The sequence below is a fragment of the Candidatus Marithrix sp. Canyon 246 genome (assembly GCF_001723685.1).
Classification (GTDB): Bacteria; Pseudomonadota; Gammaproteobacteria; order Beggiatoales; family Beggiatoaceae; genus Marithrix.
Map to the genome: position 1 here is coordinate 91354 of NZ_MCBX01000002.1, position 13808 is coordinate 105161.

Sequence of the window (13808 nt, forward strand, 5' to 3'; positions counted from 1 at the left end):
TTATTGTAATATACCAATCATAATTGCAAATATGGCTTCAATATCTTCTGGTACACGATATGTATGTATATCTCTAATAATTTGTTTTTCTTTTCTATTTAAAATACCAAAACGCCACAATTCCCCAATACTTACCGCGCCATATAAATTTTGTGATTTATTGTCATCTTGATATTTATCCATCGCAATCAATTCAACTATAAGTTGATTAAATCCTTTTTCCATATCACCTTTTTTAGCTTCAATGACAATAACTTCTTGTTCTGAAGAGATTATATAATCTAATAAACCACCTAATCTATCATCAATATTTATTGGATATTCTACATTTATTCTTGCTTTTACATGAGAAATTATTTCCCATAATAATGGTGCTATCATAAAATCCCTTTTTGCCATTTCCGAATTTAAGGTGATTTTTGGTAGATTTTTATAAAAACTATCTTGTAAAGCTTCTATTTTTGTTATATCAATATTTTTTGCTAGATTAAAATCAATAGCTTGAGTATGAAACTGATAAGCAAATTCAGCAGCTATTTCTTCAGGTGGATTATTAAACTCAAAATAATCACTAAATGTATATTTTTTGCCTTCTTTAAAATTTAACTTAGTCATAATGCTTACTACGAAACCGATAAACTGCTATTTCTCCTAATAAATTAGGCATTAAACTCATCAACCAACTAGTATGGTGTTTAGTATCTACTACTGCCCGTTGTAACACTTCAATATCTAAAGTATCACAAAGTTTCTCAAAATCATGTACAGTGCATAAACGAATATTTTCACCATTATACCAATCTTCTGGTAAAGCCCTAGTTTTAGGCATTAAACCATTAAAAAACAATGATTTTCTAACTTTCCAATGTCCAAAATTAGGAAAAGTAACAATCCCTTGTTTTCCAACTCGTAACATTTCCTTCAATAACAAATCAGGGCGATGAATAGTTTGTAAAGCCTGTGTCATAACCACATAATCAAAACTATTTTCATTAAAATCCGATAAACCTTGATTTAAATCAGTATCAATAACATTGACACCTTTCTCAATACACAATTCAAGATTATCATCATCAATTTCTAAACCATAACCAGTAATGTTGCGACTATCAGTTAAATGAGCCAACAAAGTTCCATCACCACAACCTAAATCTAAAACATGTGAACCTTCAGTAATCCATTCACTCATCAATGCCAAATCAATACGCAAATCCATATTTACTTATCCATTTTACAAAAATACGGCTGGTGATACATGAAAACGCTGACTAAGACTTTTAATTTGAATGACATTTAATTGAAATTGACCAATTAATATATTCAATATATCTTTTTGATTACCAATTTCAGGTAAATCATATGCTGTTAAACCATGTTCTTCCATTAAAAATCGTAAAACTTCATGTGCAGGAGCATCCGCTACTGGATAATGTTCTTCTTCATAAACTTCTATTAAAGTACTTAAAGTTTCCAACAAACCAGCCAATATATGTGTTTCATCATCACCAACAACATTAAGTAATTCATCAAGTAAATTAAGCATACGTTGATATTCTATCTTAGAATGTGGAATAGATAATACATCTTCCACAGAGTGCCAATGATTTACTGTTTTTGCCAGCAAGGGAGTCATCATATTTACCTTTTAATCAACTTGTCTTTTTGCATTCATTTTTCCACCCACCTACATCATATTCTGAATGTGTGAGTATATGTCTAATATATAATCTTTGTTTATTATAATGAATTGCAGCAATTAATCTAACTTTATTACCTCCAATATTAAACACAACACATCTCCCCACTAAATCTGCGCTAGGAAAGCTAAGACGTAATTCATTAAAATTCTGAAAATCATTATTTTTTATTAATTTATACCATGCTTCTAAAGCATTTTTTGTTTCAGGATACTTTTTTATAAAATAATTCAATCTTGCTCGTTTAATTATACGCACTTCATTCCTCCGCCACTCGCTGCATATAAGTCTTAAACACTCGCATATAATGAGGAATCGGCATTAAAAAAGCATCATGCCCTTGATCGGCTGTAATCTGAGCATAACTAACTTGTTTCTTATTATCTAATAAGGCTTTTACCATTTCACGCGAACGAGCTGGAGCAAATCGCCAATCAGTAGTAAAGGAAATCACTAAAAATTTTGCTAAAACTTTGGCTAGTGCCGCTGATAGATTATTGTTATGTTCGCTAGCTGGATCAAAATAATCTAAAGTTTTGGTCATTAATAAATAAGTATTTGCATCAAAACGATCTACAAAAGATCGCCCTTGATAACGTAAATAACTTTCAACTTGAAATTCTACATCAAAGCCAAAATTTAATTTACCTTCACGTAATTCTCGTCCAAATTTATTGCGCATTGCATCATCAGATAAATAAGTAATATGCCCTAACATTCTGGCTAACATTAAACCTTGACGAGGCACTGCATCATATTGATAATAATGACCTTCATGAAAATCAGGATCATTCAAAATTGCTTGACGTGCAACTTCATTAAATGCAATATTTTGTGCGGTTAATTTTGGAGCAGCGGCAATTACAATGCAATGACGTAAATTTTTAGGATAATCTATTGCCCATTGCAAAGCTTGCATTCCACCTAAACTACCACCGATCACCGCTGCCCACTGTGAAATACCTAATACATCAGCAAGACGCGCCTGAGTTTTTACCCAATCACGCACAGTTAAAATGGGAAATTCTGGACCATAAGGCTTAGCAGTTTCAGGGTTAATAGTATTAGGACCAGTTGAACCCTTACAACCACCTAAATTATTTAATGAAACCACAAAAAAAATATTAGTATCAATTGGTTTACCCGGTCCAATGCAAGTATCCCACCATCCGGGCTTTTTATCTTGCATAGTATAATAACCTGCGGCATGATGATCGCCGCTTAAAGCATGACAAATCAACACTGCATTAGATGCTTGTTTGTTTAATTCACCATAAGTTTCATATACTAGTTCATAACTTGGCAAAGTACGCCCACAATCTAATGCTAATGGTGTTGTAAATTTCTCAGTTTGTACTGTAACTAACCCTACATTATCAGGTGCTAACATATCAGGCATGATATTAATAACGTCGTCTTTGTCTCATTTGTTGTTCGCTAATCATTCTATAACCACTAGGCACATTAAAGCTATTAGCTGACACAGTTATATTAGTTTTAACACTAACAATTTCATGTAAAACCCTGCTGCCCCTTCTACCCATAATGACTTGCATCTTCATAGATATACCTAATGCTTTCATTTGTCCTCTTAATTTTTGATGTCCTCTAATGCAAGGTGGCATAGGCATTCCTTGAACTTTTCTGGAGTTTTCCATTTTAAACATGGTATTAATATATCTTTTAAAATCAGTTACTTTAGCTAATTTTTTAGAAAAATAATATTTAGAACAAGTTCTACCATCAACTTTAAGAACATATTTAGTAGTGGAATAACCAGCAATTAATCTATTACTACGTTTTTTGATTAATTTAGCAGTTATAGGATTTTGTGCTCGAAAATTATGCGTTGGAATTTCAGGCGGTTTGCCAATAATATCCAGATTTACAATCCGTCTTTTACGAGCATCAACTATATACATTTTGCCCTTATCCATGTCAATCACACTATAATTATTAGGATTTCCGGTATTTAGGCGCACCATTGAGCCATCAATAATAATCGTTTCAATCTTAGCTTCGATATTACGACGCTCAACTTGAGTTGCTGCTAAACTGGCATTACAAATACCAACACTGCTAACACCAATAATTATTAGGTTTTGTAATTTAGTCATTCAATATTCTCCTATGTCGTATCATAAAGATCAAATTTTACTCTTTCAGCAGAAATTTATCTATAGTTTATGGATTGTTTTTCGCATAGTCACTTTTATTTTCATTACCATTAAATAGCAATGATCCGAATTCACGCATTAAAATTATCATTTCTTTTTATTTTTTGTTGTTATCTAACTCCAGTTGTATATGCTCAATGTAGTTTACAATATCTAGTTAAAGTGATTCCAGTTATATCAATAAAAGGCGAAGTACAAAGAATAGCCTCTGTTGCAATTTCACCTGATGGCAATTACCTGCTGTCAGCGGGGAAAGATAAAATAATTTGGTTATGGAGTCTGCAAACTGGAAGACTTATCAGAAAGTTTTTCGGGCATCGCGATATTATTAGTTCTGTTAATTTTTCGTCAGATGGTAAATATGCCATTTCAGGTAGTCGTGATAGAACCATACGCTTATGGAATGTTAAGACCGGTAAGTTATTAAATACTTATACTGGGCATCGTGGTTTTGTAAGTTCAGTTCAGTTTTATTCTTATGATCGTTATATTGTTTCAAGTGCTTATGATAGAACCATAGGCTTGTGGAATAAGCGTAGTAAAAAAATGATATATAAATTCAAAAAAGGTAGTTGGGTATTATCTTTAGATATTTCTCCAGATCAACGTTTTATGATTGCTGGTAATCGAGATCGAAAAATGCGTTTATGGAATTTAAGCACTGGTAAAGTGAAACGTACTTTTAAAGCTTATTCTTATTTCATTTCTGTAGCCTTTTCTCCTAATGGAAAATATATTGTTTCTGGGCATTCAAGTCGTAGTGTCAGATTGTGGAATGTTAAAACTGGCAAAATGTTACATAATTTTCATGGACATAAAAATTCGGTTTTTTCAGTAGATATTTCTCCCGATAATAATCAGATTGTTTCTGCTAGTTGGGATAAAACTGTACGTGTTTGGGATATTAAAAGTCGTAGATTATCAAGGATTTTTAGAGGGCATATGGACGATGTTTATTCTGTTAAGTTTAGTTCAAATGGTAAACGGATTATTTCAGCAGGAGATGATGGAATTTTTATATGGGATACTAAAACTGGTTCCCAAATTGCTCACTTGATATCTTTTAAAGATGGTGAATGGATCACAATCACTCCTAATGGAGCTTTTATAGCTTCTGGCAAAGGGGCAAGAAAGATTCTAATAGCTAATCGTCAAGTACGTAATGATAATGATTATCATTGTCCTGAAGTAGTAAAAAAATCACTTACTGAGGAATGAATGTCAAAGTATGAAAATCAATCATATATTAATAATATTTATATCTTTAATTATTTATCATAGTAATTCTGTGGCATGTAATGCTAGTTATGATAATGAATTAGGTTGGTTGCAAGAAGTTGAGGTAGCGTCTGGATATAATGAACCATTAACAGAAGTGCCTGTACCTGTGACTGTAATTAATAGCAAAATGATAACAAATATTGGTGCTAAAACTCTGAAAGATGTGTTAGTAACTTATGTACCGGGTATTACTTTTGTGCAAGATCAAAATGAAGTAAATGTTGCAGGGCGGGGGGTGTACGGCTCTTCACAACAAAAGATGTTAATTTTGTTAAATGGTCATCGTCTGAATTCACGTGCTTATTCTATGGCCAATCCAGATTATAGTATAAGTTTAGATAAAGTAAAATGTATTGAAGTGCTTAGAGCGCCGGGATCATCTTTATATGGTAATGTTGCTTTAAGCGCGGTTATTAATATTATTACTAAAAAAGCTAGTGATGTGAATGGTGTACAAGTTAGTGCTGGCTTTGGTAATTATGGGCAAAAAAAATTCAGTTTTCTTTTAGGTAGTGATTTTGAAAATGAAAACAATGATTTACTTTTATGGGGTAGTTGGTATCAGAGTGATGGTGAACAAAAGGCTTCTGCTATTTTAGATGGATTTAAAGATAAGGGAGCTTATGATGTTGGTATTAATTTAAAATTAGCTAATTTTAATTTTTTAGCAACTCAACGTTATGCTAAATATATAGAGCCATTTTCAGGTGGTGGAAAAACTGGTGAAGCTTATAATTATAATGATTATCAGAGCTTAGCTGGAAATGGACCCGGTTTAGGATCAAATTCCTCACATATAGGTATAGATTATAATAATGACTATTTAAAATTACAACTTTATTATGATGAAAATGATGTCAACGCACATCTAATCACCAATCCACAATTACAAAAACATACCTTAGCGGGTTGGTCAGAACGTTCATCAGGAATCATTGCACAAATAAATAAATCATATAATATCTTTGGTAAAGAAGGTACATGGATGATAGGGATTCAAGAAGATAGAATGGAGTTATATGATAGTGAACTTGTTAGTGGAATCGGAGGTGGATGGTTTCCAAAAACACGTCCATTATTAGAAGTTGGAAAAGAAAATATATCTTCTGTATTTAGCCAAATAAAACATCAATTTAGTGAGCAATTAATAGCTAATATTGGAATACGCTTTGATCATAAACAGCGTTATGAAGATGATGATTTAAATGCAATATCTCCTCGCCTAGCTTTGGTATATATACCAAATAATAATTTTGATATAAAATTATCTTATTCAAAAGCCTTTGTAGATGCGCCATATTGGTATAGATATAATACACTAGCTAGTTATCGCGGCGCACAATCTTTACAGCCAGAACATATGGAATCTTATCAATTTACACCATCTTTAAAATTAGCAGGTGGCAAAGTTCTGAGTCGTTTAAATCTATTTTATAATAAATTCACAGATTTTATTTGGAGAAATAATAATGCCGCTGCTAATGAAGCGGTGTATCAAAATGCTGGCTTTTTAAAAGTTTGGGGTATAGAAAATGAAACTAGTTATCAAGAAAGAGCTTATAATATAGCATTTAATTTTACTTACCAAGCCGCTCATGATGCTGAAAACTATAATATATCGGGTAACGAAATTGCAAATATCCCAAATTGGACAGGGAATTTAGTGTTTAATATTAATCCATTAAAATTAACTAATTTCAATCAAGATAGTTTTTCTTCTGATTTATGGTTTAATTTTACAGCAAGATATATTGGTCAACAATTTTCATCAAAAGATAATCAAGTTGATGATGTGCTATTATTTAATAGCGGCTTTCGTTGGCAATGGCAAGATATATTTTTAGATGCACGAGTCTATAATTTATTAGATGAAGATTATTATCAAGGTGGAAGTGTGACACATCCATATCCTCAAGCCGGGCGGTGGTTTATGTTTACTGTTGGGTATCAAGGGGAATTTTTATAATATTTAATGTATGGTGGGTTTTGTGACGTGGTGGGGTTTTTTGGCGTGGTGGGTTTTGTGACGTGGTGGGTTTTTTGGCGTGGTGGGTTTTTTGGCGTGGTGGGTTTTGTGACGTGGTGGGTTTCGCTCTCGCTCTACCCACCCTACAAAACTACAAAACAAAACAAAAATTATAAACGTAGGGTGGGTAGAGCGAGAGCGAAACCCACCATTTAGCACAACAAAAATTATAAACGTAGGGTGGGTAGAGCGAGAGCGAAACCCACCATTTAGCACAACAAAAATTATAAGCGTAGGGTGGGTAGAGCGAGAGCGAAACCCACCATTTAGTAGATAAGGATAAAATAAATTATGTCCAATTATCGTCGTGTTCGTATTGAAAGTGGATGTTATTTTTTTACTGTTGTTCTTGCTAATCGGAAATCTCGTTTATTGGTTGAAAATATCGAATATTTACGACAAGCCTTTCGTGAAGTGATGAGAGCGCATCCTTTTAATATTGATGCTATTGTTATTTTACCTGATCATCTCCATTGCATTTTCACTTTACCAATTAATGATGATAATTATTCAATGCGTTGGCGACAAATTAAATCAGCATTTTCTCGTAAATTACCTTGTATCGAACCACGTTCTGCCAGTCGTATAAAACATGGTGAACGAGGTATTTGGCAACGACGTTTTTGGGAACATGTGATTCGTGATGAACAAGATTATTGTCAACATGTGGATTACATCCATTATAATCCTGTAAAGCATGGGTATGTTCAACAGGTTATAGATTGGAAATATTCATCTTTTCACCGTGCTGTTAATTGTGGAATTTATCCATATAATTGGGGTGGTGAAGGAGTTAATGAAAAAATTAATGGTGAATATTTGGAATAAGTGACATGGTGGGTTTCGCTATCGCTCTACCCACCCTACGCTTGTAAGTTTTATTTGGTAGGGTGGGTAGAGCGATAGCGAAACCCACCATTTCGACATTATGGTTTTTTTGTTTTATGTTTTCTAATAACATATTAGTTAAAGTACAGAATATTTCTGTACGATTTCAAGGAAATGATATTTTAGATAATATTTCTCTTGATGTTGAGCGTGGTAGAATTGTTACTCTAATTGGTCCAAATGGTGCCGGTAAATCGACGCTAGTACGTATAGTTTTAGGTTTATTAAAGCCCAATTCTGGAAGTGTATTTCGGCAAAGTGGAATACGTGTTGGTTATATGCCACAGCATTTGAGCATTGATCATAGTTTACCAATTACTGTGCTGGGTTTTCTGCGTTTAAGCAGGGTTAAAACTGATATTCAACAAGTTGTTTTTGAGGTAGGTATTAGTCATTTGTTAGATCGTCCAATTCAAAAAATTTCTGGTGGCGAAATGCAGCGGGTATTATTAGCACGCGCTTTGTTACGTGAACCAGATTTGTTGGTATTAGATGAGCCAATTCAAGGGGTTGATATTTCTGGGCAATCTGAATTATATGAATTAATTAGTAAAATTCGTCAGCAACGGGGTTGTGGAATTTTAATGGTTTCACATGATTTACATTTGGTAATGGCGGCTACTGATTATGTAGTTTGTTTAAATAAACATCTTTGTTGTTCTGGGCATCCAGAAGTTGTTACTAAAGATCCTGCTTATTTAAAATTGTTTGGTACAGCTATTTATACACATAAACATAAGAGTTAATATGGATGATTTTTTGTGGCGAGCCTTGTTAGGTGGTGTAGGTATCGCCTTGATTGCTGGACCATTAGGCTGTTTTATTGTTTGGCGACGTATGGCTTATTTTGGCGATACTTTAGCCCATTCTGCTTTATTAGGAATCGCGCTTGGGTTCTTAATGAATTTCAATTTAATGTTCAGTACTTTAATAGTTTGTGTGGTGATTGCTGTGTTATTAGTGATATTAAGATCACAAAAAGGCTTAGCAAATGATACTTTATTAGGAATTTTAGCACATAGCACTTTATCTTTAGGTTTAGTAGCATTAGCATTTTTACAAAATGATGGTTTAAGAATTGATTTATATGGTTATCTATTTGGTGACTTGTTAGCTGTAACACGTTCAGATTTATATTGGATTTATGGTGGTGGTAGTTTGATATTGTTAAGCTTGATCAGAGTTTGGCAATCTTTGTTATCAATCACTTTGCATGAAGAATTAGCTCAAGTAGAAGCTGTACCTGTGGTTTGGATTCATTTGTTATTTATGTTAATGGTTGCTTTAGTTATAGCTATCGCTATGAAAATAGTAGGTATTTTATTGATAACATCACTATTAATTATTCCAGCGGCTACTGCACGTAATTTTGCTCGTACTCCTGAACAAATGGCTTTTTTAGCTATTTTTATTGGTAGCTTAGCAGTTATAGGAGGTTTGTATATGTCATGGCATTGGGATATTCCTACTGGACCATCTGTGGTTTTGAGTGCTAGTTGTTTGTTTATTATAAGTTTAATTAGTGTGCGTTAGTACAAAACTATCAATTAATCGAATACCATCTACAAAAAAAGCAATATACAAAATAACATCTTGATCACTTAGAATTTCTAAATGATCAATTTTAACCGATTTTTCTTCAGCTATTAATGCTTTAATTGTATCTAATACTAAATTATAATCTGACTCACCAGATTTTATTAATTGTTCACCATGCCTGAGTGCATGATGAACTTTTAAAGCAGCATCGCGCTGTGGTTTTGATAATAAACTATTTCTTGAACTAAAAGCTAAACCATCATTATCTCGTAAAGTTGGCACAGCTACTACTCCTATCTCAGGAAAATATAACTTAGCCATAGTTTTTAATATGGCTAATTGTTGAATATCTTTTTCACCAAAATAGGCGCGATGAGGAGATAAAATCTCAAACAATTTATAAACAATTGTAGCGGCACCATCAAACACCCAAGGATGTAATTTACCATCTAAGTGATAAACCAAATTCGCAGGCACCCTAACCACATTATCTATTCCATTATTTTGGGCTTCAATAACAAAACTATCGCGTTGCTTAAATTCATCTGCTTGAAATTTCGCAAAATTTTTCATATTTGGAAAAATTTCATCTACCGATGGATGAAAAATCATATCAACATTAGTTTGATGAGCAACAATTTTATCTTGCTCAAAATCACTAGGATATGCCAAGAATTGTGGTTGCCGAAATTGCATAGGATTTAAGAAAATACTTAATACAGTAACATCATTTTCCTTATTTGCCTGCTCTATAAGAGACTGATGCCCCTTATGCAAACCACCCAAAGTTGGCACCAAACCAATTTGTTTTCCATCAACATAAGATTGAGCCTCAGCAATAGATTCTATAATTTCCAGCTCAACCTCCACCAATAGCTTGCACTATTTCAACCTTATCTTGATTTTTTAATTGAAATTGCTCAAATTGACTGCGTGGAATAATATCTAAATTAACCTCTACTGCAAAACGTTTCTTTTCTAAACCTAAATCTTGAATTAAATTAGAAATAGTTAAATTATCAGCAACTGATTTTAATTCACTGTTTAAATATATTTCCATTTTAAATTATCCAACTATAAATTCAATAATTTTATCTATAGGGATATTCTGACTTTTCTCATCAAGCCGCCCTTTATATTCAACTTCAGATTTATCTAAACCACGATCACCAATTACAATGCGATGAGGAATTCCCATCAATTCAGCATTAGCAAACATGACTCCGGGGCGTTCTTTACGATCATCAAATAAAACATCTATGCCAGCAGCTTGTAATTTATTATATAAATCTTCAGCAGCGTCGCGTAATCGTTGAGATTTATGCATATTCATTGGCAATAACGCTACAGAAAATGGTGCTATTGCTTCAGGCCATATAATACCATTTTTATCATGGTTTTGTTCAATTGTAGCCGCTACTAAACGCGATACACCAATACCATAACAGCCCATAATCAAAGTAGTTGACTTACCAGCTTCATCAAGCACAGAAGCTCCCATTGCCTTAGCATATTTATCACCTAATTGGAAAATATGCCCCACTTCAATACCACGAGCTATATCTAATACAGATTTACCATCTGGGCTAGGATCACCAACTTTAACATCACCTGCCACTTCTACATTAGCCGCATAATCACCTGTGGTGCTATAAGCAATTGCATCTTCTCCAGACTCTGCTAACACATGAAATTCATGAGAACGACTACCACCGATATTACCATTATCTGCTAATACAGCACGAAATTTCAGCCCTAAACGATTGAAAATTTTAGTATAAGTTTCATACATCAACTCATAAGTTTCATCTAAAGAACTTTGCTCCAAATGAAAAGAGTAAGAATCCTTCATTAAAAATTCACGCCCGCGCATAATCCCAAACCTAGGGCGAATTTCATCACGAAACTTAGTTTGAATTTGATACAAATTAACCGGTAATTGTTTATAACTTCTAATTTCATTACGAATTAAATTAGTAATAATCTCCTCATGAGTTGGACCATAACAAAACTCACGATCATGACGATCCTTAAAACGTAATAATTCTGGACCATATTGATCCCAACGTCCTGATTGTTGCCATAATTCTGCTGGCTGCACTGCTGGCATTAATATCTCTTGTGCGCCAGATTTATTCATTTCATCACGTACAATATTTTCAACTTTACGTAATACACGCAATCCAAGCGGCAACCAAGTATATAAACCAGCAGCCAATCTACGTATCATACCTGCTCTCAGCATCAGTTGATGACTAATTACTTCAGCATCAGCAGGGTTTTCTTTTAAAGTTGCAAGTAAAAAGCGGCTAATTCGCATAATTTATTTATATTTTCTAGCAGAAGGAACATTCACATAAACAGTATCACGATTAGGCGCATTGAGCTTGATTCTGGAACTCATTCGCCCACGTAAATAATCTATATATAGATCCTTTCCGAGGGGATACAACATTGACATTGAATGCCCTTCATCAATTAACCAACCGCTTTTAAAAGTTGAACCTTCTCTATGCCCAGCAGCAAAATATTTTAGGGTTAAATAAATCATTGCCACTACTTTTTTACCATCATGAATAATGATATTTTGCATTTGGAAAGTTTTATTTGATGAAGGTGTTAATTTATTATTACGAATAAAATTTTTATTTAGTTTACCAAAAGGAGCTAAACCATAATAATTACTAACATTGTAGCTAGTAGAAGCAATTATAAATTGCCAGAAATTCATATTGATTTCACCGGGTGTAAATCCATATTCTGCTAATTTTTGTCTTCTACCATTTTTTTTAACATAAGCATCAGCAACGTACCATTTAAAATCTCTATGCTTTTCAAATTTTACATATAAAATATTACGGGTATTTTTATTAATGATAAATTGTTGCATTCCAACATCATGTCTATTATTCCAATTAATACGATTGGTTTTAATATACTTTTTCAAAGTTTTATACCAACGAGAACGTTTAAATCTTCGTGTTGATATTTTGTCTAAATATCTAGTATTGCGTTTACTAAACGCTTTATCTAAAAAGAATAGTGTTTGAGAACGATGTGCTATATCTCCCTTTCTGATTTTATCAATTTTATTGCCACTGCCAAAGGCAAATGAGTTAATTGAGATTATTAATGAGAGTAATGTCAGGATAATTTTAATTTTCATAAATATATTCCCCCATATAGGGGGAGAGATTAGTTAAAATGGAAGGATATTAGAAGTCTGAAGATGCGCCTTCACATTCTTCAGGTGCCCATCTACAGCGCATTTGTTTATAATCTTCTAATCTCATAGTTTGCTTTAATTCAGCAGTGATGGCTTTTACTTTAAAATCCCATGCTGCAACATTGTTATCATATTTAAATACCATATGAAATACTTTTTTAGTAGCATCAGAATAACATTCTGAATTTGCATCTTTACAACCTATAAAAATTTGCCACATAGCAACACTAAAATCAAACTTTTTCTTACCATTTTCATAGTATTCTTCAATATCCCCTAAAGAGAAATATTTTTTATCAAACAATAATTTAACAGTAGTATAATACTTTCTTGACATACCAGCTAAACGAGTTAAATAATCGCCAACAGTTTCAGTTTGACTTACTTGTCTGCTTAAACTAGTTGTTTGTACAATAGCGTTACGGTTCACAAAAAATCTAGCAATAGTTTCTTGAACTAAATTATCTTTTTTAAATTGAGGAGTTTTATGTGAGGCAACTTTTTCAAAATTATTTTGAATGGTAATTGCCATAGTATCAACTTCTATCAAAAATTTTTCGGCTATTTCACTAGAAGTACCTAATTGTTGTCCAATTCTATCTAACAATCGTTGATAAATAGCGTCATTAGCTAGACTGACAGAGGGGGTAAAATTTAAAATCAGTAATAAACTGATAAGACTTAACCGTAATGCATTCGTCATAATAATCTTCTTTATATAAATATTATTAGTTATTGTTATAATATGTAGCTTAGCGATCCATTTCACCGGCTGACCATCTGCTTTTACGAGCTTCTGTTTCAGGATCAGATATTGGTTCTACATCAGGCATTAGTTCTGGTTCTTCTACAACATCAGGTATTGGGTCTGGTTTTTTAGGAGTTTTTGCACAAGCATTGATCATAGTTGCCATTACAGCAAGTAAAATAATATTAAGTAAACGATTTTTCATCATTTATTACCTTCATTTATA

At 33.0% G+C, this 13808-nt stretch carries 17 protein-coding genes; 5 read left to right on the forward strand and 12 right to left on the reverse strand.

The annotated features are described in order from the left end of the window. From BHU68_RS01775 to BHU68_RS01800, 6 genes are read right to left on the reverse strand one after another with little or no spacing between them, the layout of a single operon-like run. Positions 1 to 615 carry a hypothetical protein gene (locus tag BHU68_RS01775; RefSeq protein WP_069469730.1) on the reverse strand — a complete coding sequence of 205 codons (615 nt, stop codon included), beginning with the start codon at positions 613 to 615 and terminating at the stop codon, positions 1 to 3. Beyond that, the gene (gene metW / locus BHU68_RS01780; protein ID WP_102135577.1) at positions 608 to 1216 is read right to left on the reverse strand and encodes a methionine biosynthesis protein MetW; all 609 of its coding nucleotides are present in this window, start codon (positions 1214 to 1216) and stop codon (positions 608 to 610) included. Before metW ends, BHU68_RS01775 begins: the two co-directional genes overlap by 8 nt. Before the next feature lie 15 nt (positions 1217 to 1231). Then, positions 1232 to 1636 carry a helix-turn-helix domain-containing protein gene (locus BHU68_RS01785; RefSeq protein WP_141698811.1) on the reverse strand — a complete coding sequence of 135 codons (405 nt, stop codon included), beginning with the start codon at positions 1634 to 1636 and terminating at the stop codon, positions 1232 to 1234. A gap of 13 nt (positions 1637 to 1649) precedes the next feature. Further along, positions 1650 to 1955, reverse strand: coding sequence for a type II toxin-antitoxin system HigB family toxin (locus BHU68_RS01790; RefSeq protein ID WP_069469732.1), 306 nt, complete (start codon positions 1953 to 1955; stop codon positions 1650 to 1652). Between the two features lies 1 nt (position 1956). Continuing rightward, positions 1957 to 3096, reverse strand: coding sequence for a homoserine O-succinyltransferase MetX (metX, locus tag BHU68_RS01795; protein WP_069469733.1), 1140 nt, complete (start codon positions 3094 to 3096; stop codon positions 1957 to 1959). 4 nt (positions 3097 to 3100) lie between these two features. Next, positions 3101 to 3814 (reverse strand): hypothetical protein, encoded by a 714-nt coding sequence (locus BHU68_RS01800; protein ID WP_069469734.1) that lies wholly within the window; start codon positions 3812 to 3814, stop codon positions 3101 to 3103. Positions 3815 to 3934: 120 nt separating this feature from the next. On the opposite strand from BHU68_RS01800, the gene BHU68_RS01805 reads away from it, so the two are divergent. The 5 genes from BHU68_RS01805 (at position 3935) to znuB (ending at position 9602) form a co-directional block, all read left to right on the forward strand. Continuing rightward, a complete protein-coding gene (locus BHU68_RS01805; protein ID WP_069469735.1) occupies positions 3935 to 5092 on the forward strand; it encodes a WD40 repeat domain-containing protein in 1158 nt (385 codons plus the stop codon). 10 nt (positions 5093 to 5102) lie between these two features. After that, on the forward strand, positions 5103 to 7121 hold the full coding sequence (locus BHU68_RS01810) for a TonB-dependent receptor plug domain-containing protein (RefSeq protein ID WP_069469736.1): 2019 nt from the start codon (positions 5103 to 5105) through the stop codon (positions 7119 to 7121). A gap of 351 nt (positions 7122 to 7472) precedes the next feature. After that, positions 7473 to 8009, forward strand: a complete 537-nt coding sequence (locus BHU68_RS01820) for an REP-associated tyrosine transposase (protein WP_069469738.1) — start codon at positions 7473 to 7475, stop codon at positions 8007 to 8009. A 116-nt stretch (positions 8010 to 8125) separates the two neighbouring features. Then, complete coding sequence (locus BHU68_RS01825) at positions 8126 to 8815, forward strand: metal ABC transporter ATP-binding protein (RefSeq protein WP_069469739.1); 690 nt, start codon at positions 8126 to 8128, stop codon at positions 8813 to 8815. 1 nt (position 8816) lies between these two features. Further along, complete coding sequence (znuB, locus tag BHU68_RS01830; RefSeq protein ID WP_069469740.1) at positions 8817 to 9602, forward strand: zinc ABC transporter permease subunit ZnuB; 786 nt, start codon at positions 8817 to 8819, stop codon at positions 9600 to 9602. Here the strand turns inward: znuB and panC are convergent. The 6 genes from panC to BHU68_RS01860 are packed head-to-tail and all read right to left on the reverse strand — an operon-like array spanning position 9585 to position 13787. Then, positions 9585 to 10478, reverse strand: coding sequence for a pantoate--beta-alanine ligase (gene panC / locus BHU68_RS01835; protein ID WP_069469741.1), 894 nt, complete (start codon positions 10476 to 10478; stop codon positions 9585 to 9587). The genes znuB and panC overlap by 18 nt on opposite strands. Then, on the reverse strand, positions 10468 to 10668 hold the full coding sequence (gene thiS / locus BHU68_RS01840; RefSeq protein ID WP_069469742.1) for a sulfur carrier protein ThiS: 201 nt from the start codon (positions 10666 to 10668) through the stop codon (positions 10468 to 10470). Before thiS ends, panC begins: the two co-directional genes overlap by 11 nt. Positions 10669 to 10674: 6 nt before the next feature. Then, on the reverse strand, positions 10675 to 11928 hold the full coding sequence (gene proS / locus BHU68_RS01845) for a proline--tRNA ligase (RefSeq protein ID WP_069469743.1): 1254 nt from the start codon (positions 11926 to 11928) through the stop codon (positions 10675 to 10677). 3 nt (positions 11929 to 11931) lie between these two features. Beyond that, positions 11932 to 12774, reverse strand: a complete 843-nt coding sequence (locus tag BHU68_RS01850; protein WP_069469744.1) for a hypothetical protein — start codon at positions 12772 to 12774, stop codon at positions 11932 to 11934. Between the two features lie 49 nt (positions 12775 to 12823). Continuing rightward, on the reverse strand, positions 12824 to 13537 hold the full coding sequence (locus BHU68_RS01855; RefSeq protein ID WP_069469745.1) for a hypothetical protein: 714 nt from the start codon (positions 13535 to 13537) through the stop codon (positions 12824 to 12826). Positions 13538 to 13586: 49 nt separating this feature from the next. Next, the gene (locus BHU68_RS01860; RefSeq protein WP_069469746.1) at positions 13587 to 13787 is read right to left on the reverse strand and encodes a hypothetical protein; all 201 of its coding nucleotides are present in this window, start codon (positions 13785 to 13787) and stop codon (positions 13587 to 13589) included. Between the last annotated feature and the right edge of the window lie 21 nt (positions 13788 to 13808).

Coding starts and splice junctions, on each gene's coding strand:
- BHU68_RS01855 (WP_069469745.1), bottom strand. CDS start 13,537: ATGACGAATGCATTACGGTTAAGTCTTATCAGTTTATTACTGATTTTA.
- znuB (WP_069469740.1), top strand. CDS start 8,817: ATGGATGATTTTTTGTGGCGAGCCTTGTTAGGTGGTGTAGGTATCGCC.
- BHU68_RS01860 (WP_069469746.1), bottom strand. CDS start 13,787: ATGAAAAATCGTTTACTTAATATTATTTTACTTGCTGTAATGGCAACT.
- metX (WP_069469733.1), bottom strand. CDS start 3,096: ATGCCTGATATGTTAGCACCTGATAATGTAGGGTTAGTTACAGTACAA.
- thiS (WP_069469742.1), bottom strand. CDS start 10,668: ATGGAAATATATTTAAACAGTGAATTAAAATCAGTTGCTGATAATTTA.
- BHU68_RS01850 (WP_069469744.1), bottom strand. CDS start 12,774: ATGAAAATTAAAATTATCCTGACATTACTCTCATTAATAATCTCAATT.
- proS (WP_069469743.1), bottom strand. CDS start 11,928: ATGCGAATTAGCCGCTTTTTACTTGCAACTTTAAAAGAAAACCCTGCT.
- BHU68_RS01775 (WP_069469730.1), bottom strand. CDS start 615: ATGACTAAGTTAAATTTTAAAGAAGGCAAAAAATATACATTTAGTGAT.
- BHU68_RS01805 (WP_069469735.1), top strand. CDS start 3,935: ATGATCCGAATTCACGCATTAAAATTATCATTTCTTTTTATTTTTTGT.
- BHU68_RS01820 (WP_069469738.1), top strand. CDS start 7,473: ATGTCCAATTATCGTCGTGTTCGTATTGAAAGTGGATGTTATTTTTTT.
- BHU68_RS01785 (WP_141698811.1), bottom strand. CDS start 1,636: ATGATGACTCCCTTGCTGGCAAAAACAGTAAATCATTGGCACTCTGTG.
- BHU68_RS01825 (WP_069469739.1), top strand. CDS start 8,126: ATGTTTTCTAATAACATATTAGTTAAAGTACAGAATATTTCTGTACGA.
- metW (WP_102135577.1), bottom strand. CDS start 1,216: ATGGATTTGCGTATTGATTTGGCATTGATGAGTGAATGGATTACTGAA.
- BHU68_RS01800 (WP_069469734.1), bottom strand. CDS start 3,814: ATGACTAAATTACAAAACCTAATAATTATTGGTGTTAGCAGTGTTGGT.
- BHU68_RS01810 (WP_069469736.1), top strand. CDS start 5,103: ATGAAAATCAATCATATATTAATAATATTTATATCTTTAATTATTTAT.